This window comes from Agromyces sp. MMS24-K17 (assembly GCF_043950245.1).
Lineage (GTDB): Bacteria > Actinomycetota > Actinomycetes > Actinomycetales > Microbacteriaceae > Agromyces.
The window spans coordinates 3,394,633-3,417,645 of record NZ_CP171640.1; the positions used below are offsets into that span (position 1 = coordinate 3,394,633).

Genomic DNA, 23,013 nt, shown 5'->3' on the forward strand with positions numbered 1-23,013 from the left:
CACGTGGGGCGCGCGCAGGGGGCGAGCGCTGGGTGGTGCCGATGATAGGGCCGCCAATGGTTCGCCGTACAGACCATTTTTGCCGGGTGGTCGAGGCCGTCAGGCACGGGACTGTGCTGTAATGGTCGCCACCCAGACCATTCCAACTCGAGGAGGAGCTGCGGATGACCGCACCGACCGGCCACCTCACGCTCGACGACCTCCGGGCCGCCGTCGCCGACGGGCACGTCGACACCGTGATCGTCGCCTTCACCGACATGCAGGGCCGCCTCGTCGGCAAGCGCGTCTCGGCGAGGCTGTTCCTCGAGGACGTCGCCGAGCACGGCGCCGAGTGCTGCAACTACCTCCTCGCCGTCGACGTGGAGATGAACACCGTCGACGGGTACGCGATCTCCAGCTGGGAGCGCGGCTACGGCGACATGCGGATGGTGCCCGACTTCACGACGCTCCGCGCGGCGCCGTGGCTGCCCGGCACGGCGATGGTCACGGCCGACCTCGAATGGCTCGACGATTCCCCGGTCGAGGAGTCGCCCCGCCGCATCCTGCAGCGCCAGGTCGGCCGGCTCGCCGAGCGCGGCCTCGCGCCGTACAGCGGCAACGAGCTCGAGTTCATCGTCTTCGACGACGACTTCCGCACGGCGTGGCGCCGCGGCTACCGCGACCTCACCCCCGCCAGCGACTACAACGTCGACTACGCGCTGCACGCGTCCACCCGCATGGAGCCGCTGCTGCGGGACATCCGCCGCGCCATGGACGGCGCCGGCATGTACACCGAGGGCGTGAAGGGCGAGTGCAACCTCGGCCAGCAGGAGATCGCGTTCCGCTACGACCGATCGGTGACGACCTGCGACCACCACTCGATCTACAAGAGCGCGTCGAAGGAGATCGCCGACGCGCACGGCAAGTCGATCACGTTCATGGCCAAGTTCGACCAGCGCGAGGGCAACAGCTGCCACATCCACCTGTCGCTGCGCGGGGACGACGGCTCCGCCGCGTTCGCGGACCCGGCCGCCCCGCACGGCATGTCGACGCTGTTCACGCAGTTCCTCGCCGGGCTCCTCCGGCACCTGCGCGAGCTGACCCTGCTGCTCGCGCCGAACATCAACTCGTACAAGCGCTACGCCGACGGCAGCTTCGCGCCGACCGCGATGGCCTGGGGCTTCGACAACCGCACCTGCGCGCTCCGCGTGGTCGGCCACGGCAGCGGCATGCGGGTCGAGTGCCGCATCCCGGGCGGCGACGTGAACCCGTACCTCGCGACCGCCGCGCTCATCGCCGCCGGCCTCGCGGGGGTCGAGGAGGGCCTGGAGCTCGAGCCCGCCTTCGAGGGCAACGCGTACGCGTCGGATGCCCCGCGCGTGCCGTCGACCCTCCGCGACGCCGCGGCGCTGTTCGAGGCATCCGACCTCGCCCGCGCCGCGTTCGGCGAGGATGTCGTCGCCCACTACCTGAACGCCGCACGCGTCGAGCTCGCGGCGTTCGACGCGGCCGTCACCGACTGGGAGCGCGTGCGTGGCTTCGAACGTCTCTGAGCAGGGCGGCGAGGCACCCCTCCTCATCGGGGTGACCACGTACCTCGAACCGGCGCGCAGCGGGGTGTGGGACGTGCCGGCGTCGTTCCTGCCGAAGGCCTACCTCGACGGCGTGACCGACGCGGGCGGCGTCGCGGTGCTGCTGCCGCCGCAGCCCGTGCGACCCGGCGTGGCCGATGCCGTGGTCGCCGCCCTCGACGGGCTCGTCGTCGCCGGCGGCGCCGACATCGATCCCGCCAGGTACGGCCAGGCGGCGCACGAGCGCACCGGCGCACCGCGCACCGACCGCGACGCGTGGGAGGACGCCCTGCTGCACGCCGCGATCGCGCACGACCTGCCGTTCCTCGGCATCTGCCGGGGCGCGCAGCTGCTGAACGTCGCCCTCGGCGGCTCGCTGCACCAGCACCTGCCCGACGTCGTCGGGTCGGAGGCGTACCAGCCGGCGCCGGCGGTGTTCGGCTCCGCGACCGTCGCGGTCGAGCCGGGCACGCGCCTCGCCGACCTGCTCGGCGACGCGGCCGACGACCTCGCCGTGCACGTCTACCACCACCAGGCGATCGACCGCGTCGCCGCGGGCCTACGCGTGACCGCGACGACCCCCGAGGGCGTCATCGAGGCCGTCGAGCTCGACGGCGCGGCCTTCGGCGTGGGCGTGCAGTGGCACCCCGAGGAGGATGCGGCCGACCGCCGCCTCTTCGCCGGCCTCGTCGACGCCGCACGCACCCACCGCGCCGCCCGCACCCACCGGGCCGCCCGCGCCGCACCGCCCATCGCCGGCACCGACCCGAGGAGTCCCGCGTGACCCACGCCATCCTGAACCCCGCCGACGGCAGCCACGTCGCCTCCGTCGCCCTCGCCACGATCGAGGAGACCGACCGCGCCATCGAGGCGGCCGTCGTCGCCCAGCGCGACTGGGCGCGGCTCGCACCGGTCGACCGCGGGCGGATGCTCCGCCGCTTCGCGGCCGCCGTCGACGGCGCGATCGAGGAGCTCGCCGCCATCGAGGTGCGCAACTCGGGGCATCCGGTCAGCCAGGCCCGCTGGGAGGCGGGGCACGTCCGCGACGTCCTCGAGTACTACTCGGCCGCGCCGGAACGCCTCTTCGGCCGGCAGATCCCCGTCGCGGGCGGGCTCGACGTGACGTTCCAGGAGCCGCTCGGCGTGGTCGGCGTCATCACGCCGTGGAACTTCCCGATGACGATCGCCTCGTGGGGCTTCGCCCCCGCGCTGGCCGCCGGGAACGCCGTCGTGCTGAAGCCCGCCGAGTGGACGCCGCTGTCGAGCCTCCGGCTCGCCGAGCTCGCGCTGGAGGCGGGACTGCCCTCGGGGCTGTTCCAGGTCGTCGCCGGCCGCGGCTCGGTCGTGGGCGAGCGGTTCGTCACGCATCCCGCGGTGCGCAAGGTCGTCTTCACCGGGTCGACCGAGGTCGGCTCCCGGGTCATGGCCGGCTGCGCCGAGCGCGTGAAGCGGGTCACGCTCGAGCTCGGCGGCAAGAGCGCGAACATCGTCTTCGCCGACGCCGACCTCGAGCGCGCCGCCGCGACCGCACCGTACGGGGTGTTCGAGAACGCCGGGCAGGACTGCTGCGCGCGCAGCCGCATCCTCGTCGAGCGCTCCGTCTACGAGCGGTTCATGGAGCTCCTCGAGCCCGCCGTGCAGGGCGTGCGCGTGGGCGACCCCGCCGACGAGGCCACCGAGATGGGGCCGCTCGTCTCCGCCGAGCACCGGGAGCGCGTGCGCTCGTTCGTGCCCGACGACCGCGACGTCGCCTTCCGCGGCCAGGCGCCGACGGGGCCGGGGTTCTGGTTCCCGCCGACCGTGCTCACGCCGACCCGCGACTCCCGAGCCGCCCGCGAGGAGATCTTCGGCCCCGTGGTCTCGGTCTTCCCGTTCGACGACGAGGACGACGCGATCCGCTTCGCCAACGCCACCGAGTACGGCCTGAGCGGCTCGATCTGGACCCGCGACCTCAGCCGGGGCATCCGCGTGGCCCGCGCCGTCGAGTCCGGCAACCTGTCGGTGAACTCGCACTCCTCGGTGCGCTACGCGACGCCCTTCGGCGGGTTCAAGCAGTCGGGCCTCGGGCGCGAGCTCGGGCCCGACGCGCCGCTCGCGTTCACCGAGACGAAGAACGTGTTCATCGCCGTCGACTGACGCCACCCAGACCGATCAGGAAGCAGGAACGGATGCCCATCACCCCCATCGACCTCACCAGCCGCCTCGCCGGCCGCGTCGCCGTGATCACCGGCGGCGCGAGCGGCATCGGGCTCGCGACCGCGAAGCGGTTCGCCGCCGAGGGCGCGCACGTCGTCATCGGCGACGTCGACCCGACGAGCGGGACGGCCGCCGCCGAGGCCGTGGGCGGCACCTTCGTCGCGGTCGACGTCACCGACGAGCAGCAGGTCGACGACCTGTTCGCCCGGGCCGCCGCGATCACCGGGACGCTCGACATCGCGTTCAACAACGCCGGCATCTCGCCGCCCGACGACGACTCCATCGAGACCACCGAGCTGCCCGCCTGGCAGAAGGTGCAGGACGTCAACCTCACGTCGGTCTACCTGTGCTCGCGGGCCGCGCTCCGGCACATGGTGCCGCAGCAGCGCGGCTCGATCATCAACACCGCGTCGTTCGTGGCGGTGCTCGGCTCGGCGACGTCGCAGATCTCGTACACCGCGTCGAAGGGCGGGGTGCTCGCGATGAGCCGAGAGCTCGGCGTGCAGTTCGCGCGCCAGGGCATCCGCGTGAACGCGCTCTGCCCGGGCCCGGTGAACACGCCGCTCCTGCGCGAGCTGTTCGCGAAGGACCCGGAGCGCGCCCAGCGCCGCCTCGTGCACGTGCCCGTCGGCCGGTTCGCCGAGCCCGAGGAGCTCGCCGCGGCCGTCGCGTTCCTCGCGAGCGACGACGCCTCGTTCATCACCGGCTCGACCTTCCTCGTCGACGGCGGCATCAGCGCCGCGTACGTGACCCCGCTCTAGGCTCGGAGCATGGCGGAGGACTCGGGACCGGGCGCGGCGCCGGGCGCGGTGCCGGGCACGGTGCCGGCTGCGGCGCCGGAGGTGCTGAGCTCCGGCCTGCTGCTCGGCCCGGCGAAGGTCGCGAACGCCTACGAGGAGACCATGCAGCGGCTGCTGCAGTCGATCCGCCTCGGCCTCATCGCCCCCGGCGAGCGGCTGCCGTCCGAGCGCGACCTCGCGCAGCGGCTGCAGGTGAGCCGGGCGACCCTCCGCGAGGCGCTCGGCTCGCTCGCCGACGCCGGGTGGGTCGTGGTGCGGCGCGGCCGCTACGGCGGCACGTTCGCCGCGGATGCTCCGCCCGCCGTGACGGGCGCCGACGGCGTGCGACCGAGCCGCGAGGAGCTCGAGGACGTGCTCGCGCTGCGCGCCGTGCTCGAGGTGGGCTCGGCCGGTCGGGCGGCCGCGAGCGAGCTCAGCGCCTCCGACCGCGAACGGCTCTGGCAGGCGTACGAGGAGTGCCGCTCGGCGCCGCCCGACGGCTACCGCGTCGCCGACTCGCGGCTGCACCTGCTCATCGCCGAGCTCATCGGCGCGGGCGGGCTCGTGCCGCTCGTCGCCGACGTGCGGCTCCGGGTCAACGAGCTCCTCGACGGGATCCCGCTGCTCGCGCCGAACATCGTCCACTCCGACGACCAGCACCGCGCCGTCGTGGGCGCGATCCTCCGCGGCAACGCCGACGAGGCGCGTGCCGCCATGGCCGAGCACCTCGAGGGCACCGAGGCCCTGCTGCGCGGGTTCTACGGCTGAGACGGGCCCCGGAGGACGCTGCGGCCGGCGGACTCGGTCGCGGCTCCGGACACGGCGAAGGGCCGGCGCCGAAGCGGCACCGGCCCTTCGCCTGGTCGACTCAGGCGCCCCAGAGGAACGCGAACGGCAGGAACGCGAGGCCGACCGCGGCGGCGCCCAGTCCGACGAGCAGCGCGCCGGCGAGCATGACGGCGTTCAGCACGACGCCCCAGATCGCCATGGTGCGGCTCGACGGCTCGCGCCGCAGCGCCAGGATGCCGAGCACGAGGCCGGCCGCCGGCAGGAAGAACGTGAACCCGGCGACGATCGACACGACGCCGAGCACGAGGCTCGAGATGCTGAACCCGTTGGTCTCGGCCGGAGCGGCCGGAGCGGACTGCGCCGTGAACGCGGGCGGGGCGAAGGCGGCGGCCTCGGTCGCGGCGGGGGCTTCGGGGACTGCGGTGGTCATCTGGATGCTCCTTCTCGTGGATACCCCTCCACGCTACGAGCGCCCCGCCCGCCGGGGTATCTGGCTAGCCCCCCGATACGATCGGTTGGATCCCCACCGCCGGACCTCCGGCCCTCCCCCACCCCCTGAACGGAGCCCCATGCCCCTGCCCTGGACCCTGCACGGCGACGGGAAGCACGTCGCCCCCGGCGACGTCGTGCCGCCCGCCGAGCGCCTCACGTGGCCGCGCACGATCGGCCTCGGCGCCCAGCACGTCGTCGCGATGTTCGGCGCGACCTTCCTGGTGCCGCTGCTGACCGGCTTCCCGCCGGCGACGACGGTGCTGTTCTCGGGCGTGGGCACCATCCTGTTCCTGCTCATCACCCGCAACCGGGTGCCGAGCTACCTCGGCTCGTCGTTCGCCTTCATCGCCCCGATCACGGGCGCCATGGCCGCGAAGGGCATCGACGACCCGATGGGCGCGGCCCTGTTCGGCATCGTCGCCGTGGGCCTCCTGCTCGCGCTCGTCGGCGCGATCGTGATCTGGACGGGCACCCGCTGGATCGACTGGCTCATGCCGCCGGTCGTCGCCGGTGCGATCGTCGCCCTCATCGGCCTCAACCTGGCGCCGGTCGCGAAGTCGAACTTCGAGGCCGCGCCGCTCACCGGCTTCGTGACGCTCGCCGCGATCCTGCTGGTCACCGTGCTCTTCCGCGGGCTGATCGGCCGCATCTCGATCCTCATCGGCGTCGTGGTGGGCTACGTGGCGGCCGTGCTGCAGGGCCAGGTCGACTTCACCGCGTTCGCCGCGGCCGACTGGGTCGGGCTCCCCGAGTTCCACCTGCCCGCCAATCCCTTCGCCGACGCGGCGATCTGGGGCCTGCTGCCCGCGTTCCTGCCGATCGTGCTCGTGCTCATCGCCGAGAACGTCGGCCACGTCCGCGGCGTCGCGCAGATGACGGATGCCTCGGTCAACGCCTGGACCGGCCGCGCGCTCCTCGCCGACGGCCTCGCGACCACGGTCGCCGGCTTCTTCGGCGGCTCGGGCACCACGACGTACGGCGAGAACATCGGCGTCATGGCGGCGACCCGTGTCTACTCGACGGCCGCCTACTGGGTGGCGGGCATCGTGGCGGTGCTGCTCGGCCTCTCGCCGAAGTTCGGCGCCCTGATCAACACGATCCCGGCCGGCGTGCTGGGCGGGGCGACGGTCGCGCTGTACGGCCTCATCGGCATCATCGGCGTGAAGATCTGGGTCGACAACAAGGTCGACTTCTCGCGCCCGGTGAACCAGTTCACCGCCGCCACCGCGCTGATCATCGGCATCGCCGACTTCACGATGTCGTTCGGCGACGTGGTCTTCAACGGCATCGCGCTCGGCACGATCGCGGCGATCGTGATCTTCCATGTCATGAACTGGATCGGGAAGGCGCGCGGCACGGCCTGACCGGGCCGCGCCCCAGGCGCCTGGAACGACGGATGCCCCGGACCGCGTGGTCCGGGGCATCCGTCGTCTCCGGGGCATCCGCCCGCCGGGACGAGGTCAGGCGAAGAGCGCCTCGATCGGCCCGCGGGCGAAGAACACGAGGAAGCCGGCGGCGACGACCCACAGCAGCGGGCTGATCTCCTTCGCCTTGCCCGACAGCGACCGCACGACGACCCACGAGATGAAGCCCGCGCCGATGCCGTTGGCGATCGAGTAGGTCAGCGGCATCACCGTGACGGTGAGGAACACCGGCAGCATCACCGAGAAGTCGAGGAAGTCGACGTGGCGGATCTGCGACATCATCAGCGCGCCGACGATCACGAGCGCCGCGGCGGCGACCTCGGACGGCACGATCGACACGAGCGGCGTGAAGAACATCGCGAGCAGGAACAGCGCGCCCGTGACGAGGTTCGCGAGGCCCGTGCGGGCGCCCTCGCCGATACCCGAGCCCGACTCGATGAACACGGTGTTCGACGACGACGACGTGAAACCGCCGGCGACGGCGCCGACGCCCTCGACGATCAGCGCCGACTTCAGGCGCGGGAAGTTGCCCTGCTTGTCGGCGAGGCCCGCCTCCTCCGACAGGCCGGTGAAGGTGCCCATCGCGTCGAAGAAGTTCGTGAAGACGAGGGTGAAGACGAGCATGAGCGCGGCCAGCACGCCGATGCGCTCGAACGAGCCGAACGACACCTGGCCGACCAGCGAGAGGTCGGGCAGGCTCACCCAGCTCGCGGGCAGCTGCGGCACCGACAGGCTCCAGCCGCCCGGCTGGTCGACCGCGGAGCCGAGGTGCCAGATCGCCTCGACGACGACGGCGACCACGGTGCCGCCGAGGAGGCCGATGAGCAGGCCCCCCTTCACCTTGCGCGCGACGAGGATGCCGGTGCCGAGCAGCGTGAGCACGAAGATCAGCGTCGGGATCGTCGCGACGCTGCCGTTCGTGCCGAGGCCGACGGGCGGCGACGCCAGGCCGGTCGCCGTCACGAAGCCGGCGTCGACGAAGCCGATGAACGCGATGAACAGGCCGATGCCGACCGTGATCGCGAGCTTCAGCTGCATGGGCACCGCGTCGAAGATCAGGCGGCGGAGGCCCGTGGCGGCCAGCAGCACGATGATGAGGCCGTTGATGACCACGAGGCCCATCGCCTCGGGCCAGGTGACCTGGCCGACGACCGAGACCGCGAGGAACGAGTTGATGCCGAGGCCGGCCGCGAAGCTGAACGGCAGGCGGGCGACGAGGCCGAAGAGGATCGTCATGACGCCGGCGGTGAGGCCGGTGACGGCCGCGACCTGCCCGAAGGCGAGCTGGTCGCCCGCGACGTCGGTGCCCGACGACAGGATGATCGGGTTCAGGATGACGATGTACGCCATCGTCACGAACGTGACGATGCCGCCGCGGATCTCGGTGCCGACGGTCGAGCCGCGCTTCGTGATCTCGAAGAAGCGGTCGATCGCGTGCTTCGGCTGCGGCTCCGGCTCGGCGGAGGGCGCCTCGGTCGGCGTCGGACTGGTCATCGGCGGTCCTTTCGGGTGCTCGGCGGGGCGTCGCCCCACGTGGTCGTGTGTCCCCCGCGGCCGGATGCCCCCTCCATCGCGTGCCCGGTCAGGCGAGGCCGAACAGCTTCATCAGGTGCTCGCCGACGATCAGCCAGATGCCGACGATGACGGCGATGCCGCTGAGCGCGAAGCAGGCGCATGCACCCAGGAACGCGACGCGCTTCTCGCCCTCGCTGAGGGGGTTCTTCCTCGCCGCCTTGGCGGCGCGCTTGGCGGCGGCCTTCGCCTCGGCGGGCGTGATGACGGTGATCGCGTCGGTGAACTCGGCCGGCGTGACGACGGGCGTGCGGCCCGAGATCGTCAGCAGGCGGATGCCGAGCGAGTACGCGCTCACGACGACGGAGGCGCCGATCAGCGCGGAGAGCAGGACGAGGAGGAACGCCAACCAGTCGATCACTTCGCGACCTTCTTCTTCGGCTTGGGGTTGCGCTTGATCTTCACCGCGCGACCCGAGTCGGCGACCTCGCTGACCACGTTGTGCGGGGCCACCTCGCTGCGGCGCGACCACACGAAGATCCCGACGATCACCGAGACGCCGACGACGGTGTCGATGATGATGCCGACGACGCCGAGGTGCGCGACGAGCGCGGCGACCGCGCCGACCGCGCCGGCGGCGGGCAGGGTGAGCAGCCAACCGACGCCGATGCGCCCGGCGGTGCGCCACCGCACCTTCGAGCCGCGGCGGCCGAGGCCGGAGCCGATCACGGAGCCCGACGCCACCTGCGTGGTCGAGAGGGCGAAGCCGACGTGGCTGGAGGCCAGGATGGTCGCCGCCGTCGCGGTCTCCGACGCGAAGCCCTGCGCGGGCTTCACGTCGGTGAGACCGGTGCCGAGGGTCTTGATGATGCGCCAGCCGCCCATGTAGGTGCCGAGGGCGATCGCGATGGCGCAGGTCACGATGACCCAGGTCTGCACGTCGTCGCCGGGCGCCTGGAGCCCGGCCGCGATGAGGGTGAGCGTGATCACGCCCATCGTCTTCTGGGCGTCGTTCGTGCCGTGCGCGAGCGCGACGAGGGACGAGGAGAACACCTGCGCACGCCGGAAGCCGTCGCGACCGTCGGGCTTGCCGTCGTACCGCCGGGTGATCGCATAGGCGAGCTTCGTCGCCGCGAACGCGATGAGGCCGGCCGTCACCGGGGCGAGCAGCGCCGGGAGGATGACCTTGGAGAGCACCACGCTGAAGTCGATCGCCTGCAGGCCGAAACCGACGATGGCTGCGCCGATCAGGCCGCCGAACAGCGCGTGGCTCGACGAGGACGGCAGGCCGAGCAGCCAGGTGATCATGTTCCACACGATCGCGCCGATCAGGCCGGCGAAGATCAGCTCCGGCGTGATCAGGACCCCGCCGTCGCCCTCCTTGATGATGCCGCCGGAGATCGTCTTGGCGACCTCCGTCGACAGGAACGCGCCGATCAGGTTCAGCACCGCCGCCAGGGCGACGGCCACCTTCGGCTTGAGCGCACCGGTCGCGATGGGCGTCGCCATCGCGTTCGCGGTGTCGTGGAAGCCGTTTGTGAAGTCGAAGAACAACGCCAGTGCGATGACCAGCACGACGATGAGGGTGAGATCCACCGGCGTCTTTCTCTGGAACGGCGAACGGGGTTCACCTGATGTTCAGGGAGTCTGGGTTGCGGAGGCCGGCGTGCTCGGGTTCAGCGGGCGCCGGACAACCCCGTCGATCCTACGCGACGGAACTGGGCTCATCCACCACGGTCGCGAGGTCCGCACCGAACACGAAGGTCCTGCTCACCGAATCCCCAGCGAGCACGCCGGGCAGCCAGCGCTTCGCGTCGTCCCACATCTCGCCGAGCGGCACCCCGTCGATCGGGAACCACTCGGGGTCGAGCTCGTCGCTCGGGCGGGGCACCCCGCTCCAGCGACGGCAGACGAACACGTTCGACGCCTGGCTCCACGCCGGCTTGTGCGGGAACAGGTACGTGAGCTGGCCCCTCGGTTCGAGGTCGGCGGGGTCGATCACGACCCCCGCCTCCTCGAACGACTCCCGCACGGCGGCGTCGACCGGCGTCTCGCCCGGCTCGAGCTTGCCGCCGAGCCCGACGAAGTACCCCTGCCCGAGCCCGTGCTTCTTGCGGCCGAGGAGCACCTCGAGCCGCCCCTCCCGCTCGCGCAGGAGGTAGCAGACGCACACCTCGGGCAGGGGCATCCGCTCAGCCGAAGAGGATCTTCGCCTCGTCGTAGCGGGCCTGCGGCACGCGGTTGAGGCTGCCGGTCGCCTCCGCGATCGACACCGTCTTGATGTCGGTGCCGCGGAGCGTGACCATGTTGCCCCACGCCTCGTCGTAGGCGGCCTCGACGGCGGCCATGCCGAGGCGCGTCGCGAGCACCCGGTCGTACGCGGTCGGCTCGCCGCCGCGCTGGATGTGGCCGAGGACGGTCGCGCGCGACTCGATGCCGGTGCGCTCCTCGATCATCGGGGCGAGGACGTCGGCGATGCCGCCGAGCCGCGGCCGGTTGAAGGCGTCGAGGCCCTTGTGCGAGTGCGCCTCGGCCATGTCGGGCAGCGTGAAGCCCTCGGCGACGATCACGAGGGGCGCACGGCCGCGCTCGCGCACCGACTCGACCCACTCGCAGATCTGGTCGATCGACTGCGGCTGCTCGGGGATGAGGATGGCGTGCGCGCCGCCGGCCATGCCCGAGTGCAACGCGATCCAGCCGACGTGGCGGCCCATGACCTCGAGCACCATGCAGCGGCCGTGGGAGTCGGCGGTGGTGCGCAGGCGGTCGATCGCCTCGGTCGCGATCTGCACGGCGGTGTCGAAGCCGAACGAGTAGTCGGTCGCCGCGAGGTCGTTGTCGATCGTCTTCGGCACGCCGATGACCTTGATGCCGCCCTCGTCGTAGAGGCGACGGGCCGCGGTGAGCGTGCCCTCGCCGCCGATCGCGATGATCGCGTCGATGCCCTCCTCGTCGAGCATCCGCTGGATGTTCTCGGGGCCGCCGCCCTCGCCCTCGAACGGGTTCGTCCGGCTCGAGCCGAGGATGGTGCCACCGGTCTTCGCGAGGCCGCGCACGTCGTGGCGGGTCAGCGGCATCAGGTCGCGCTCGACGACGCCGCGCCAACCCCACCGGAACCCGACGAACTCGGTGTCGTGCGAGATGACGCCCTTCAGGATGGCCCCGCGGATGACCGCGTTCAGGCCGGGGCAGTCGCCACCGCTCGTGAGCAGGCCGATCTTCATGTCGTGATGACTCCTCTGTAGCTGTCGTTCGCAGAGGCCGCTCCGTCGAGGCGCGAACGTTCGGATTCTATCCGCACGGAGGAACCGGGACGTGCCGCGGGCGGATGCCCCGCCCGCGGCCGTCCGCTACAGGGTGCCGTCGAGCGCCGCGCGCAGCAGGTGCTGCAGGGCGTCGAGCTGCACCGAGTCGGCCGAGCCCGGCTCGACGTCGCTGCCGTCGAGCGCCCGGGCCGCGAGGCCCTGCTTGGCGTCGATGAGCTCCGCGATCCGCGCGTCGATCGTGTGCGCCGCGATGATGCGCCAGGCCGTCACCGGCTCGTCCTGGCCGATCCGGTGCACGCGGTCGATCGCCTGCGTCTGCTCGGCGCTGGTCCAGCTGAGCTCGGCGAGCACGACGTTCGACGCCGCCTGGAGGTTGACGCCGACGCCCGCGGCGGTGAGCGAGCAGACCGCGACGTGCACCTCGGGGTCGGTGTTGAACGCGTCGATGGCGGCCTGGCGCGCGAGCGCCGTCTGGTCGCCCCGGAGCGAGACGGTCTTGAGCTCCCGCGACGCGAACGCGGCCTCGGCCTGGTCCATCACGTCGATGTGCTTCGCGAAGAAGACGACCTTGCCGGCCGAGCGCGCGAGCTGGGCCGCGTAGTCGGCGGCGAGCCCGGCCTTCGCCTGGCCGATGCGGCGGACCATCGTGAAGACGTTCTCGCCCGACTTCGCCGACTTCGACTCCTCGAGCTCCGCCGAGGCGACGGCTCGGATGTACTGGTCGCGCGTGAGCTCGTCGAGGTCGCCGACGCGGAGGCCGCGCGACTCGACGAGGGCACGGAACCGGCCGGCGAGGCGCTGCCCGAGCTCGCGCTCGGCGGCCCGGACGGAACGCCCGAGCTCGTCGTCGAGCTCGACCGGGAGGTCGGCGATGCGCTTGGCGGGGAGGTCGGCGGCGACGTCGACCTTGCGGCGGCGGACGATGCCGAGGTCGATGACCGTGCGCCGGGCGCTGGCGTAGAAGCCGTGGTCGGCGGGGGTCAGCCCGGTCTCCTCGAGCTCGGCGAGCAGCTCGGGCGACGGCCGGTCGCCGTCGATCCAGCCGAGGAACTGCCAGATCGCGCGGAAGTCGTCGACGTCGTTGATGAGCGGCGTACCGGTGAGCGCGAGGAGCAGCGGGTGCCCGCCGGGGGCGCCGCGGCGGATGCGGTCGGCGAGTGCCAGCACGTTGCGGGAGCGCTGCGACTGCAGGTTCTTGATGAAGTGCGCCTCGTCGACGACCATGCCGCGGAAGCCCATCGTCGACAGCCACGACATGTGGCGGTCGAGGATGTCGTAGTTCACGACGACGACGTCGGCGAAGGCGTCGAGCGTGTCGCCGTCGCCGTGGATCACGGTCGCCCGGCGGTGCGGCGTCCACCGCTCGACCTCGCGCGCCCAGTTCATCTTGACGACGTTCGGCACGACGGCCAGGAGCGGGTAGGAATCGGTCACGGCGGCGGCGAGCACCGACTGCGCGGTCTTGCCGAGGCCGGGCTCGTCGGCGAGGAGGAAGGTGCGGTGCCCCTCGCGGGCCGACTCGATGAACCGCGCCTGGTGCTTCATCAGCTCGAGGCCGCGCGGCGCGAGCCGGTCGACCTTCGGCGCCTCGGGCAGCTCCATCGAGGCCGTCTGGCCTCCGGAGCCCTGTTCGAACGACTTGAACAGCGGCCCGAGCAGCTCCCAGTTCGCGAGGCGCCGCACCGGCACCGCCGGGGCGTGGTTCCGCGAGAAGTCGGGGGCGAGGAACGGGTTCGCGAGCTGGCGCGCCTTCACCGACTGCGGCACGACCTGGTTCTCGCTCGCGACGACCGCGACGGGGTCGGGCTCGCGGGTGATGATCAGCTCGTCGGCGCTGAGCTCGGCGCCCGACTCCAGCAGCCAGTCGCGGCGGAACCGTTGCGCGACCGTCGACACCGAGGCATCCGGCTCGAGCAGGGTGATCAGGCTGGTGTCGCGGGCCGCGGTCTTCGCGAGGATCTGCGCGATGCCGTCGAGCCGCTTCAGCAGCTCGACGCGGGCCGCGTCGCCGATCTCGGCGTCGCCCTTCACGCGCGAGCGCTCCTCGCGCATGAGCAGCGCGATGACCTGGAACTTCTGGCGGTTCGTCGGTCCGAGCTTGTTCTTCTGCGCCTTCTGCTCGACCTCGCGCACCTTGCGGGCGAGGATCGGGATGATCGGCGCGTCGTCGTCGCGAGAGCGCGTCCGCTGACGCTGCCTCGTCTGGGCCAAGGGTCCTCCCACGGTGGGTGCGTCCGTCGCACCGACGCCGCGCGGTTCGCTCACCGGACCGCGGGCGGCGGAACCATCCGGGTTCCGCGACGACGGGGCCGTCGAATCCAGGTGGGTGAGGCCACCAGCCGAGCAGTGCGCGAGCGGGGCCCGCGCCGTCGGACCGAGGATCGGATTCGCCGGTCGAGCATCGATTCTACCGGGTTTCGCGCCGGATGCGGTGCGACGCGTCGTTCGGGTGCGTCGGCGTCAGCCGCCCAGCACGTGCACGGCGTAGCTGAGCAGGAAGCCGGCGGTGGCCAGGAGCCCGGTGAACGCGTGCGCCGTGCGGAACGCCTCGGGGATCATCGTGTCGCAGATCATGGCGAGGATGGCGCCCGCCGCGAGGGCGGTGACGAAGGCGGTCGTGCCGCCGCTCGCGTCGTCGAGCAGCACGAAGCCGGCGACCGCGGCCAGCGCGCTGGCGAGCGCGATGCCGGTCCAGAGCACGAATACGTAGGTGCGGGAGCGGCCGTCGTCCTTGAGCGCCGCCGTGCTCGACAGGCCCTCCGGCACGTTCGAGATGATGATCGCGACGAGCACCGGCACGCTCACTCCCCCGCCGCCGACCATGCTGAGGCCGAGCACCGCCGACTCGGGCACGCCGTCGAGGAGCGCGCCGAGCGCGATGCCGATGCCGGTCCCCGGACTGTCCCCGCGGCCGCGCGGGTTCCGCTGGTCGAGGCGGTCGAGCGCCGCGTTCGCCGCGACGTACGTGACGGCGCCGACCGCGAACCCGCCGACGGTGGGCCAGAAGCCGCCCTCGTCCTGCGCCTCGAGCACGAGGTCGAAGGCGAGCGCCGAGATGAGCACGCCCGCGCCGAACGCCATGATCCCGGCGACGACGGGCTGCGGCACGCGGACGACCCAGGCGATGATCGCGCCCACGACCAGCGCGCCGCCCGCGGCCAGTCCGGCGAGCGCGGCCCCCATCCAGTCCGGCATGGGGCCGAGCCTAACGGCCGGGCGGATGCGTCCCGCCGAGGCGGTGCGGCGCGGGGCGCCGAGTCCTAGGCTGACGGCATGGACGATCGCGCGAAGGCGGGCGAGGGCGTCGCCGAGGATGACGACTTCACCGTCGCACAGGACACGGAGTTCGACGAGGCCGAGCAGGTCGCGTCCGACGAGGAGCGCCCGCTCGACGACAGCCTGGTGGAGGACCGCCCGGGCATCGACGCCGAACGGCGGGTGGATGTCTCGGGCGAACCGCAGCAGCCCGCCGAGGAGGCCTGACCGCTGGGCTCCGGGCGGTCGCCGCGGCGGCCGGCCCGCGGATACCCCTGCGGGTATCGGGCGCCGGCGGTATCCTGACCGGGTGATCGACGACATCAAGAAGCGCGCCCTGCACCGCACGCGCATCATCGAGGGCCAGTTGCGCGGCATCGAGCGGATGATCGAGGACGAGGACTACTGCATCGACATCATCACGCTGTCCCTCGCCGTCCAGAAGTCGCTCGCGTCGCTGAACAAGCTCCTCGTCGAGAACCACCTGCGCACCCACGTCGCCCACCAGTACGACGCGGGCGGCGAGGAGCGCGAGGCGGCGATCGCCGAGCTGATCCGCATCTTCGAGCTCTCGAACAACCGGAGCTGACGTGACCGCGGTCGACGGCGAGCTCGGGCGGATCGCGCAGGCGACCGTGCTCGACGGCGGCCTCGGCACGCAGCTCGCCGACGCCGGCGTCGACGTGCGCGCGCCGCTCTGGAGCGCGCAGGCGCTCATCGACGCGCCCGACGCGGTGCTCGCCGTGCATCGCGCCGCCTTCGCCGCCGGCGCCGACGTCGCGATCACCGCGTCGTACCAGGTCTCGGTCGACGGGTTCGCGCGCGCCGGCCTCGACGCCGCCACGGCGCACCGGATGCTCCGCCGCAGCGTCGACCTCGCCCGCCGCGCCCGCGACGAGGCCGGCCGCGGGCGGGTCGCGGCCTCCGTCGGGCCGTACGGCGCGATGCTCGCCGACGGCTCGGAGTACACGGGCGACTACGGGCTCGACGTCGGCTCGCTCCGCCGCTGGCACCGCGACCGGCTGCGGCGGCTCGCCGACGCGGGCGCCGACCTCCTCGCCGTCGAGACGATCCCCTCGCTCCGCGAGGTGGAGGCGATCGCCGCCGAGCTGGAGGGGCTCGGCGTACCCGCGTGGGTGAGCGTCACGCCCGCCGACGGCCGGATGCGCACGGGCGAGCCGCTGGCCGAGGCGTTCGCCGTCGCCGCCGGCCCGCCGGAGGTGGTCGCGGTCGGCGTCAACTGCTGCCATCCCGACGAGGTGGCCGGCGCCGTGGCCGTCGCGCGGGCGGTGGCCGGCAAGCCGGTCGTCGCCTATCCGAACAGCGGCGAGGTGTGGGATGCCTCGAGCCGCACCTGGCACGGGGCCGGCGGGTTCGACGCCGACGCGGTGCGCCGCTGGCACGCGGCCGGCGCCGAGCTGATCGGCGGCTGCTGCCGGACGGGACCGGCCGAGATCGCCGCGATCGCGCGCGCGCTGCGCCCCGACGAGGATGCGGGAGTGGGCGCGGGTGCCGGCGCGCGCGACCTCGCCCGGTCGGACGGCGGCGCATGATGCGCCGCATCGAGCTCCGCCTCGGCGACCTCACGGCCGAGCACGTCGACGCCATCGTGAACGCCGCGAACTCGTCGCTCCTCGGCGGCGGCGGGGTCGACGGCGCCATCCACCGGGCCGGCGGCCCGGCGATCCTCGAGGAGTGCCGCGCGCTCCGCGCCGGCGAGCTGCGCGACGGACTGCCGACCGGCGAGGCCGTCGCCACCGGGGCCGGGCTCCTGCCCGCCCGCTGGGTGGTGCACACGGTCGGCCCGGTCTGGCCGGGTCCGGGACCGGAGGCCGACCGCCGCCGGGCGCTCCTCGTCGCCGCGCACCGGCACTCGCTCGCGGTGGCCGCGGGGCTGGGCGCGGCATCCGTCGCCCTTCCCGCGATCTCGGCCGGAACGTACGGGTGGCCGGTCGACGAGGTCGCCGAGACGGCGATCGCCGTCGCCGCGGCCGCCGGCGCGGACGCGGCGCCGCCGCTCGTGCGCTTCGTCCTGTCGTCGGAGCGCGTGCTCGGCGCCTATCGGGCGGCGGCCGAACGCTTGGGCGTGGCGGTCGAGGAGGTCTGACGGAGCGGGTTCCCGGCCGGCGTCCGGCTCAGGTGCCGGGCGAGGTCACCGCGAGCCAGGAGTCGAGCTCGCTCGGGCGATCGGTGATGATGCCGTCGACGCCGAGCGCGCCGACCTCGGCCCAGGTCTTCTCCGAGTTCAGCGTGTAGGCGAGCACGGCGACTCCTGCCTCGTGCGCGAGGGTGAGCGCCTGCGGCTGTGCGGTGACCGACGCGACCGTCGTGCCGAACCCGATCACGCCGAAGCGCTCGGCGAGCGGGCGCGGATCGGCCGGGAGCTCGCGGATGAGCATGATCCGCGACAGGGAGGGCGCGACCCGCGTGATGGAGTCGAGCGTCTCGACGCTGAAGGTCTCGAGCACGACCCGGTCGCGCACGCCCCGGCGTTCGATGAGCGCGCCGACGATGCCGACCTCCTCGGGGGTCCACGACGCCTTGAGCTCGACCAGCGCCCGGGCCTCGTCGCGCTCGGCGAGCGCGGTGAGGAACTCGTCGAGGGTGGGGATCCGGGTGCCGGCGAACGAATCGTCGTAGCTGCGCCCGACGTCGAGCCGCCGCACCTGGGCGAGCGTGAGGTCGCCGATCCGGTGCGGCACGCCGGCGACGCGCATGAGGTCGACGTCGTGGAACAGCACGGGCACGCCGTCGCGGGTGAGTTGCACGTCGGTCTCGACGAACGCGAACTCGTCGAGGGCGAGCCCGAGCGACGGCATGGTGTTCTCGGGGGCGCGCGCCCGGTCGCCGCGGTGCCCGATGATCACGGCCGACTCCCCCGGCGCACGGAGCGCACCGAACACGTCGGCGGCCGAGGCCGAGGGCGGCGGCTGGACGATCAGGAAGACGGCGACCAGGGCCCCGGCCGCCAGCGCGGCGAGCGCGGCCCGCACGGCGAGCCGCGGCGGGTGCGCGAGCCGGTCGAGTGGGGTCGCACGGCGGGCGCGCGCGCCGGAGGGGTGCGCGTCGGGGGAAGCGTGCACGGTTCGGGCCTTTCCACCGACCGGGCTCCATCGCCCGGCGGTGCCGTCACGCTAGCACACGCCGTTACCGTTTCGTTATCACCCGTCCGAGGGAGTGCCGGCGCCGGTCGAGCACGGCAGGAGGAGCGCCGCGACGCTCCCCCGGCCGACCATGCGCCCTACTTCAGGCTCTTCGGGTGCCAGACCGTCTTCGTCTCGGTGAACGCGACGATGCGGTCGAGCGTCGGCGCCGCGGCATCCGCTCCCGCCTCGGGGCGCAGCACGCGCTTCAGCGTGTCGGCCGCCGCGATCTCGAGGTCGACCCAGTCGAGCGCGCCCGCGCCGACGAGGTCGAGCGCGTTCACGTCGGCGTGGGCGGCGAGCCACGGGGTGATCTCGGCCGGCGAGCCCGTCAGCACGTTGACGACGCCCTTCGGCACGTCGCTCGTGGCGAGCACCTCGGCGAGGCTGATCGCCGACAGCGGGAACGCCTCGCTCGCGACGACGACGACCGAGTTGCCCGCCACCAGCGCCGGAGCGACCGCCGAGACGAGCCCGAGCAGCGACGAGTCCTGCGGCGCGACGATCGCGACGACGCCGGTCGGCTCGGGCACCGAGATGTTGAAGTAGGGCCCGGCGACGGGGTTGGCGTTGCCGGCGACCTGGGCGAACTTGTCGGCCCACCCGGCGTACCAGACCCAGCGGTCGATCGCCTCGTCAACCTGCGCGGTCGCCGCGGCGCGGGTCGCTCCCTCGGCCTCCTCGATCTCCGCGACGAACTGCGCGCGGCGGCCCTCGAGCAGCTCGGCGATGCGGTAGAGCACCTGGCCGCGGTTGTACGCGGTGGCGCCCGCCCAGCCGGCGACCGCGCCGCGCGCGGCGACGACCGCGTCGCGGGCGTCCTTGCGCGAGGCCTTCGACGCGTTCGCGAGGAACGCGCCGCCGGTCGAGCGCACCTCGTAGGTGCGGCCGGACTCGCTGCGCGGGAACGCGCCGCCGATGAACAGCTTGTAGGTCTTGGGCACGGCCAGGCGGCTCACTTCGCCGCTCCCTTCTTCGCGGCGGCGGCTCGTCGGGTGCGCTTGGGCGCGGGCGCGGCGGATGCCTCGGGCGCGGCATCCGAGCTCGCGATGCGGCGCTGCGCGCCGCCGGCGGCGGCGAGGCGCGCGGGCTTCAGGTACGCGCCGAGCCCGTGCCGGCCGCCCTCGCGGCCGTAGCCCGACTCCTTGTAGCCGCCGAACGGGCTCGACGGGTCGAACCGGTTGAACGTGTTCGCCCACACGACGCCGGCGCGGAGCTGGTCGGCGACGGCGAGGATGCGGCTGCCCTTGTCGGTCCAGATCCCGGCCGACAGGCCGTACGGCGTGTTGTTCGCCTTCGCGATCGCCTCCTGCGGGGTGCGGAAGCTCAGCACCGAGAGCACCGGGCCGAACACCTCCTCGCGGGCGATCCGGTGGCTGGTCTCGACGCCGGTGAAGATGGTCGGCGCGAACCAGAAGCCGTTCTCCGGGATCTCGCACGGCGCGGTCCAGCGCTCCGCGCCCTCGGCCTCGCCGATGGAGCTCAGCTCGCGGATCCGGTCGAGCTGCTCGCGCGAGTTGATCGCGCCGATGTCGGTGTTCTTGTCGAGCGGGTCGCCGAGCCGCAGGGTCGACAGCCGGCGCTTCAGCCGGTCGACGACCTCGTCGTGGATGGACTCCTGCACGAGCAGGCGGCTGCCGGCACAGCAGACGTGCCCCTGGTTGAAGAAGATGCCGTTGACGATGCCCTCGATGGCCTGGTCGATCGGCGCGTCGTCGAAGACGATGTTCGCGGCCTTGCCGCCGAGCTCGAGCGTGAGGCGCTTGTCGGTGCCGGCGACGGACTTGGCGATCTCGCGGCCGACCGCGGTCGACCCGGTGAAGGCGACCTTGTCGACGTCGGGGTGCGCCACGAGCGCGGCGCCCGTGTCGCCGGCGCCGGTGATGATGTTCACGACCCCGGGCGGCAGGTCGGCCTGCTGCACGATCTCGGCGAACAGCAGCGCCGTGAGCGGCGTGGTCTCGGCCGGCTTCAGCACGACCGTGTTGCCGGCCGCGAGGGCGGGCGCGATCTTCCACGCGAGCATGAGCAGCGGGAAGTTCCACGGGATCACCTGGCCCGCGACGCCGAGCGCGCGCGGGTCGGCGCCGAGGCCGACGTGGTCGAGCTTGTCGGCCCAGCCCGCGTAGTAGAAGAACCACGACGCGACGAGCGGCACGTCGACGTCGCGCGACTCCTTGATCGGCTTGCCGTTGTCGAGCGACTCGGCGACGGCGAGCTCGCGGGCCCGCTCCTGCACGAGGCGGGCGATGCGGAACAGGTACTTGCCGCGGTCGCGGCCGCTCATCTTCGACCAGACGCGGTCGTGGGCGCGGCGGGCGGCGGCGACGGCGCGGTCGACGTCCTCCGCGTTCGCGTTCGCGATCTCGGCGATGCGCTCCTCGCTGGCCGGGGAGATGGTCTGGAACGGCGTGCCGCGGCCGTCGACGAACTCGCCGTCGATGAAGAGGCCGTAGCGGTCGCGGAGCGACAGGATGGCGCGCGACTCGGGCGCGGGTGCGTACTCGAGGAAGCTCATGGTTCGGATGCCCCGTCTCAGGTCTAGTCGATCGTCACGTAGTCGGCGCCGGAGTAGTGCCCGGTGCGCAGCTTCTGGCGCTGCAGGAGCACGTCGTTCAGCAGGCTCGACGCGCCGAACCGGAACAGGTGCGGCTGCAGCCACTCCTCGCCGACCGTCTCGGCGACGGTGACGAGGTACTTGATCGCGTCCTTCGACGCGCGGATGCCTCCGGCCGGCTTCACGCCGATGCGCTGGCCCGTGAGCACGTGCCAGTCGCGCACGACCTCGAGCATGAGGAGCGTGACGGGCAGCGTGGCAGCCGAGGGCACCTTGCCGGTCGAGGTCTTGATGAAGTCGCCGCCCGCGAGGATCGACAGCCACGACGCGCGTCGCACGTTGTCGTAGGTCACGAGCTCGCCGGTCTCGAGGATCACCTTGAGGCTCGCGCTGGTGCCGTCGGGCCGACGGCAGGCCTGCTTCACGGCGGCGACCTGGTCGAAGACGAGGCCGTAGCGCCCGGCGAGGAACGCGCCGCGGTCGATGACCATGTCGATCTCGTCGGCCCCGGCGGCGACCGCCTCGGCGGTGTCGGCGAGCTTGATGTCGAGCGAGGCGCGGCCCGACGGGAAGGCGGTCGCGACCGCGGCGACCGAGATGCCGCCGTCGTCGGGGTCGCCGTGCGCGGCGCCGAGCGCCTCGACCGCGGAGGGCACCATGTCGCCGTAGACGCAGACGGCGGCCACGCGCGGCGTGGTCGGGTCGGCCGGGTCGGGGTTCGCCGCCTTCGCGGCGAGCGAGCGGACCTTGCCGGGGGTGTCGGCGCCCTCGAGGGTGGTGAGGTCGATGAGCGAGATGATGCGATCGAGCGCCCACGCCTTCGAGGAGGTCTTGATGGACCGGGTGCCGAGGGCGGCGGCGCGCTGCTCGAGGCCGACGGCGTCGACCCCGGGGATGCCGTGGAGGTAGCGGCGGAGCGTCGCGTCGTCGGGCTCGCCGCCGAGGACGGCGACGGCGCGCTCGTGCGCGCTGACGAGGGCGGTTCCTGACATGTCTGGACCTGGATTCCTGTCTGGTGGTGGTTCGGATGGCGGCGGTCAGCCGTCGAGCAGGTGGAGCGCCGTGGCCTCGTCGGTGACGAGCACGGTGCACAGCCCGCTGCGCACGACCGCGTCGGCGACGGCGTGCTTGGACGGGCCGGCGATGACGGCGATCGTCAGCGGGCCCTGGCGGAGCTCGTCGAGCGTGAGGCCGACGGTGCGGGCGTCGAGGGCGGGGTCGACGATGTTGCCGTCGGCGTCGAGGTAGCGGCCGACGACGTCGCCGACGGCGCCCTTCTGGACGAGCACGTCGACGTCGCCGGCGGTGAGGTACCCGCTCTCGACGTGCACGGAGGTGTGGTCGGCGGCGCCGGCGCTGAAGAGGTAGACGTCGGCCGACCTGGCGAGGTCGATGACGCCCGCGACGACGCGGTCCGCCTCGATCGCCTCCTTGGTGGCGAGGCGCTCGAGGATGGCGGGGCTCGGCAGCAGGGTCGCGGAGCCCGAGGCCTTCTGCGCGATGCCGACGGCGGTGGCGGCCGCGGTGCCCGGCCGGCGGTTGAGGCTCACGCCGCCGTTGATCTGCACGACGTTGACGCCGGTCGCCCAGCCGTTGCGCAGGTGCTGCGAGATGTCGAACAGCGTGCGGCCCCAGCTCACGCCGAGCGTGCGCGGGACGGGCCGCATCGCGGTGAGGTAGTCGGCGGCGGCCTGCGCGGTGCGGGACTGCAGCTCCTCAACCGAGGAGACGCCCGCGGACGACACCACGATCGCGTCGTGCAGGCCGCGCTCCTCCCGGAGGCGGCGTTCGATCGGCAGCCGCCGGGCGCGCGGGTGGAGGATCTCGATGCGGATGAACCCGCGCTGCTTGGCCTGGGCCAGCAGGCGACCGACCTTCCAGCGGGTGAGCCGCAGGGCCTGGCCGATCTCGTCCTGCGTCTTGTTCTCCTCGTAGTACAGCTCGGCTGCTCGGATGGACAGCAGTTCGTCGATCTCGTCCATCAGGCTCCTTCCGATGTCCCCCGCATTCCAGCGTAGGCACGGTGGCGCGCCGCGGCAACACCTGCGGG

General features: G+C 72.9%; 23 protein-coding genes. 10 read left to right on the forward strand and 13 right to left on the reverse strand.

All coding sequences use genetic code 11. The features are described from left to right. The first annotated feature begins 164 nt into the window (after nucleotides 1-164). The 5 genes from ACGGZK_RS15610 to ACGGZK_RS15630 are packed head-to-tail and all read left to right on the forward strand — an operon-like array spanning nucleotide 165 to nucleotide 5,293. The gene (locus ACGGZK_RS15610; RefSeq protein WP_395243540.1) at nucleotides 165-1,532 is read left to right on the forward strand and encodes a glutamine synthetase family protein; all 1,368 of its coding nucleotides are present in this window, start codon (nucleotides 165-167) and stop codon (nucleotides 1,530-1,532) included. Then, the gene (locus ACGGZK_RS15615) at nucleotides 1,513-2,334 is read left to right on the forward strand and encodes a gamma-glutamyl-gamma-aminobutyrate hydrolase family protein (protein ID WP_395243541.1); all 822 of its coding nucleotides are present in this window, start codon (nucleotides 1,513-1,515) and stop codon (nucleotides 2,332-2,334) included. The genes ACGGZK_RS15610 and ACGGZK_RS15615 overlap by 20 nt, the downstream gene beginning before the upstream one ends. After that, nucleotides 2,331-3,686, forward strand: coding sequence for an aldehyde dehydrogenase family protein (locus ACGGZK_RS15620; RefSeq protein WP_395243542.1), 1,356 nt, complete (start codon nucleotides 2,331-2,333; stop codon nucleotides 3,684-3,686). The genes ACGGZK_RS15615 and ACGGZK_RS15620 overlap by 4 nt, the downstream gene beginning before the upstream one ends. A gap of 32 nt (nucleotides 3,687-3,718) precedes the next feature. Beyond that, the gene (locus ACGGZK_RS15625; protein WP_395243543.1) at nucleotides 3,719-4,507 is read left to right on the forward strand and encodes a 3-oxoacyl-ACP reductase; all 789 of its coding nucleotides are present in this window, start codon (nucleotides 3,719-3,721) and stop codon (nucleotides 4,505-4,507) included. A 9-nt stretch (nucleotides 4,508-4,516) separates the two neighbouring features. Further along, nucleotides 4,517-5,293 (forward strand): FadR/GntR family transcriptional regulator, encoded by a 777-nt coding sequence (locus tag ACGGZK_RS15630; RefSeq protein ID WP_395243544.1) that lies wholly within the window; start codon nucleotides 4,517-4,519, stop codon nucleotides 5,291-5,293. 100 nt (nucleotides 5,294-5,393) lie between these two features. Here ACGGZK_RS15630 and ACGGZK_RS15635 read toward each other — a convergent pair whose 3' ends face one another. Beyond that, a complete protein-coding gene (locus ACGGZK_RS15635) occupies nucleotides 5,394-5,744 on the reverse strand; it encodes a hypothetical protein (RefSeq protein WP_395243545.1) in 351 nt (116 codons plus the stop codon). 139 nt (nucleotides 5,745-5,883) lie between these two features. Between ACGGZK_RS15635 and ACGGZK_RS15640 the strand changes: the two genes are divergently transcribed. Continuing rightward, nucleotides 5,884-7,170, forward strand: coding sequence for a uracil-xanthine permease family protein (locus ACGGZK_RS15640; protein ID WP_395243546.1), 1,287 nt, complete (start codon nucleotides 5,884-5,886; stop codon nucleotides 7,168-7,170). Between the two features lie 96 nt (nucleotides 7,171-7,266). Here ACGGZK_RS15640 and ACGGZK_RS15645 read toward each other — a convergent pair whose 3' ends face one another. The 7 genes from ACGGZK_RS15645 to ACGGZK_RS15675 all read right to left on the reverse strand — a co-directional run bounded on the left by ACGGZK_RS15645 (nucleotide 7,267) and on the right by ACGGZK_RS15675 (nucleotide 15,203). Then, nucleotides 7,267-8,724: an NCS2 family permease gene (locus tag ACGGZK_RS15645; RefSeq protein ID WP_395243547.1), complete on the reverse strand. Its 1,458-nt coding sequence runs from the start codon at nucleotides 8,722-8,724 to the stop codon at nucleotides 7,267-7,269. An 88-nt stretch (nucleotides 8,725-8,812) separates the two neighbouring features. Further along, entirely contained in the window at nucleotides 8,813-9,163 is a 351-nt protein-coding gene (locus ACGGZK_RS15650; protein WP_395243548.1) for a peptidase, read from the reverse strand. Beyond that, nucleotides 9,160-10,338: an anion permease gene (locus tag ACGGZK_RS15655; RefSeq protein ID WP_395243549.1), complete on the reverse strand. Its 1,179-nt coding sequence runs from the start codon at nucleotides 10,336-10,338 to the stop codon at nucleotides 9,160-9,162. Before ACGGZK_RS15655 ends, ACGGZK_RS15650 begins: the two co-directional genes overlap by 4 nt. Before the next feature lie 109 nt (nucleotides 10,339-10,447). Continuing rightward, nucleotides 10,448-10,930 carry an 8-oxo-dGTP diphosphatase gene (locus tag ACGGZK_RS15660; RefSeq protein ID WP_395243550.1) on the reverse strand — a complete coding sequence of 161 codons (483 nt, stop codon included), beginning with the start codon at nucleotides 10,928-10,930 and terminating at the stop codon, nucleotides 10,448-10,450. Between the two features lie 4 nt (nucleotides 10,931-10,934). Beyond that, a complete protein-coding gene (locus ACGGZK_RS15665) occupies nucleotides 10,935-11,966 on the reverse strand; it encodes a 6-phosphofructokinase (protein ID WP_395243551.1) in 1,032 nt (343 codons plus the stop codon). 126 nt (nucleotides 11,967-12,092) lie between these two features. After that, nucleotides 12,093-14,219 carry a DEAD/DEAH box helicase gene (locus ACGGZK_RS15670; RefSeq protein ID WP_395243552.1) on the reverse strand — a complete coding sequence of 709 codons (2,127 nt, stop codon included), beginning with the start codon at nucleotides 14,217-14,219 and terminating at the stop codon, nucleotides 12,093-12,095. Between the two features lie 249 nt (nucleotides 14,220-14,468). Continuing rightward, nucleotides 14,469-15,203, reverse strand: a complete 735-nt coding sequence (locus ACGGZK_RS15675) for a ZIP family metal transporter (protein WP_395243553.1) — start codon at nucleotides 15,201-15,203, stop codon at nucleotides 14,469-14,471. Between the two features lie 78 nt (nucleotides 15,204-15,281). On the opposite strand from ACGGZK_RS15675, the gene ACGGZK_RS15680 reads away from it, so the two are divergent. The 4 genes from ACGGZK_RS15680 to ACGGZK_RS15695 all read left to right on the forward strand — a co-directional run bounded on the left by ACGGZK_RS15680 (nucleotide 15,282) and on the right by ACGGZK_RS15695 (nucleotide 17,370). Next, complete coding sequence (locus ACGGZK_RS15680; protein WP_395243554.1) at nucleotides 15,282-15,491, forward strand: hypothetical protein; 210 nt, start codon at nucleotides 15,282-15,284, stop codon at nucleotides 15,489-15,491. 82 nt (nucleotides 15,492-15,573) lie between these two features. Further along, nucleotides 15,574-15,852, forward strand: coding sequence for a metal-sensitive transcriptional regulator (locus ACGGZK_RS15685; protein WP_395243555.1), 279 nt, complete (start codon nucleotides 15,574-15,576; stop codon nucleotides 15,850-15,852). 1 nt (nucleotide 15,853) lies between these two features. Then, nucleotides 15,854-16,816, forward strand: coding sequence for a homocysteine S-methyltransferase (mmuM, locus tag ACGGZK_RS15690; RefSeq protein ID WP_395243556.1), 963 nt, complete (start codon nucleotides 15,854-15,856; stop codon nucleotides 16,814-16,816). After that, complete coding sequence (locus ACGGZK_RS15695; RefSeq protein ID WP_395246108.1) at nucleotides 16,816-17,370, forward strand: O-acetyl-ADP-ribose deacetylase; 555 nt, start codon at nucleotides 16,816-16,818, stop codon at nucleotides 17,368-17,370. Before mmuM ends, ACGGZK_RS15695 begins: the two co-directional genes overlap by 1 nt. A 28-nt stretch (nucleotides 17,371-17,398) precedes the next feature. Here the strand turns inward: ACGGZK_RS15695 and ACGGZK_RS15700 are convergent, their stop codons facing one another. The 5 genes from ACGGZK_RS15700 to ACGGZK_RS15720 all read right to left on the reverse strand — a co-directional run bounded on the left by ACGGZK_RS15700 (nucleotide 17,399) and on the right by ACGGZK_RS15720 (nucleotide 22,945). Next, nucleotides 17,399-18,346 carry a glycerophosphodiester phosphodiesterase gene (locus ACGGZK_RS15700; protein WP_395243557.1) on the reverse strand — a complete coding sequence of 316 codons (948 nt, stop codon included), beginning with the start codon at nucleotides 18,344-18,346 and terminating at the stop codon, nucleotides 17,399-17,401. Nucleotides 18,347-18,504: 158 nt separating this feature from the next. Further along, entirely contained in the window at nucleotides 18,505-19,365 is an 861-nt protein-coding gene (locus tag ACGGZK_RS15705) for an aldehyde dehydrogenase family protein (protein WP_395243558.1), read from the reverse strand. Further along, nucleotides 19,362-20,924, reverse strand: a complete 1,563-nt coding sequence (locus ACGGZK_RS15710) for an aldehyde dehydrogenase family protein (protein WP_395243559.1) — start codon at nucleotides 20,922-20,924, stop codon at nucleotides 19,362-19,364. Before ACGGZK_RS15710 ends, ACGGZK_RS15705 begins: the two co-directional genes overlap by 4 nt. Nucleotides 20,925-20,947: 23 nt before the next feature. Continuing rightward, the gene (gene deoC / locus ACGGZK_RS15715; RefSeq protein ID WP_395243560.1) at nucleotides 20,948-21,955 is read right to left on the reverse strand and encodes a deoxyribose-phosphate aldolase; all 1,008 of its coding nucleotides are present in this window, start codon (nucleotides 21,953-21,955) and stop codon (nucleotides 20,948-20,950) included. 45 nt (nucleotides 21,956-22,000) lie between these two features. Next, nucleotides 22,001-22,945, reverse strand: a complete 945-nt coding sequence (locus tag ACGGZK_RS15720) for a sugar-binding transcriptional regulator (RefSeq protein WP_395243561.1) — start codon at nucleotides 22,943-22,945, stop codon at nucleotides 22,001-22,003. Between the last annotated feature and the right edge of the window lie 68 nt (nucleotides 22,946-23,013).

Coding starts and splice junctions, on each gene's coding strand:
- deoC (WP_395243560.1), bottom strand. CDS start 21,955: ATGTCAGGAACCGCCCTCGTCAGCGCGCACGAGCGCGCCGTCGCCGTC.
- ACGGZK_RS15635 (WP_395243545.1), bottom strand. CDS start 5,744: ATGACCACCGCAGTCCCCGAAGCCCCCGCCGCGACCGAGGCCGCCGCC.
- ACGGZK_RS15710 (WP_395243559.1), bottom strand. CDS start 20,924: ATGAGCTTCCTCGAGTACGCACCCGCGCCCGAGTCGCGCGCCATCCTG.
- ACGGZK_RS15630 (WP_395243544.1), top strand. CDS start 4,517: ATGGCGGAGGACTCGGGACCGGGCGCGGCGCCGGGCGCGGTGCCGGGC.
- ACGGZK_RS15610 (WP_395243540.1), top strand. CDS start 165: ATGACCGCACCGACCGGCCACCTCACGCTCGACGACCTCCGGGCCGCC.
- ACGGZK_RS15680 (WP_395243554.1), top strand. CDS start 15,282: ATGGACGATCGCGCGAAGGCGGGCGAGGGCGTCGCCGAGGATGACGAC.
- ACGGZK_RS15720 (WP_395243561.1), bottom strand. CDS start 22,945: ATGGACGAGATCGACGAACTGCTGTCCATCCGAGCAGCCGAGCTGTAC.
- ACGGZK_RS15675 (WP_395243553.1), bottom strand. CDS start 15,203: ATGCCGGACTGGATGGGGGCCGCGCTCGCCGGACTGGCCGCGGGCGGC.
- ACGGZK_RS15695 (WP_395246108.1), top strand. CDS start 16,816: ATGCGCCGCATCGAGCTCCGCCTCGGCGACCTCACGGCCGAGCACGTC.
- ACGGZK_RS15645 (WP_395243547.1), bottom strand. CDS start 8,724: ATGACCAGTCCGACGCCGACCGAGGCGCCCTCCGCCGAGCCGGAGCCG.
- ACGGZK_RS15640 (WP_395243546.1), top strand. CDS start 5,884: ATGCCCCTGCCCTGGACCCTGCACGGCGACGGGAAGCACGTCGCCCCC.
- ACGGZK_RS15665 (WP_395243551.1), bottom strand. CDS start 11,966: ATGAAGATCGGCCTGCTCACGAGCGGTGGCGACTGCCCCGGCCTGAAC.
- ACGGZK_RS15660 (WP_395243550.1), bottom strand. CDS start 10,930: ATGCCCCTGCCCGAGGTGTGCGTCTGCTACCTCCTGCGCGAGCGGGAG.
- ACGGZK_RS15625 (WP_395243543.1), top strand. CDS start 3,719: ATGCCCATCACCCCCATCGACCTCACCAGCCGCCTCGCCGGCCGCGTC.